The organism is Vibrio sp. 10N.222.55.C6 (assembly GCF_041473395.1).
GTDB classification, from domain to species: domain Bacteria; phylum Pseudomonadota; class Gammaproteobacteria; order Enterobacterales; family Vibrionaceae; genus Vibrio; species Vibrio crassostreae_C.
Map to the genome: position 1 here is coordinate 1 of NZ_JBFRSD010000923.1, position 592 is coordinate 592.

Genomic DNA, 592 nt, shown 5'->3' on the forward strand with positions numbered 1-592 from the left:
ATATGACACAATGCTGCCAACTCATCCACACTCAGATCCGCATACAGATTACTTTGGATAATATCTTCAAATTTGGCAAAGTTAGGTTTAAACATAGAAGCAAGAAAATCGAGTTCAGAAGGTGCGCTGGTTCTTTTCGCCATAAGAATGACAAATTCACGTAGTTTGCTCTCGATAAGCAAATCATCCGCCAACTCTGGAGAATCCAGCAATATACTGATGCTATCACGATAGTGCTCTAGCAATTTGTCCACTTCAACCTGCAAAATATTATAATCGACCCTGTATTTTGACTGGCTAATATCAAAGTTAAACAGTGACTGAAATATTTCAGGATAGAGAAGGATACCAATCGCTTCACCTGCACCTTCATCATTATGATAGCTAGTGTTTTCATAAAAGTAGTTGGTGCATTTTGCCAGTATTCCGCAGTTTTTGTTCAATGAAGCAGATTCTGTCTGTTCCCTGACGTTAAAATCGCCATTTGTGACAAACGCAAAACACGCTTCACTGTCTACAAATACGCGCGGCATACGTTTGAAACTGGGTATATCTTGTTTTTGAAAAACAATACGTCCATTATATTTTATTG

The 592-nt window shown here is 38.2% G+C and carries 1 protein-coding gene; it reads right to left on the minus strand.

All coding sequences use genetic code 11. From position 1 onward, the window contains the following. Positions 1–592: hypothetical protein (locus AB4486_RS26875; protein ID WP_372119832.1), on the minus strand; the 592-nt coding region annotated here is incomplete at both ends.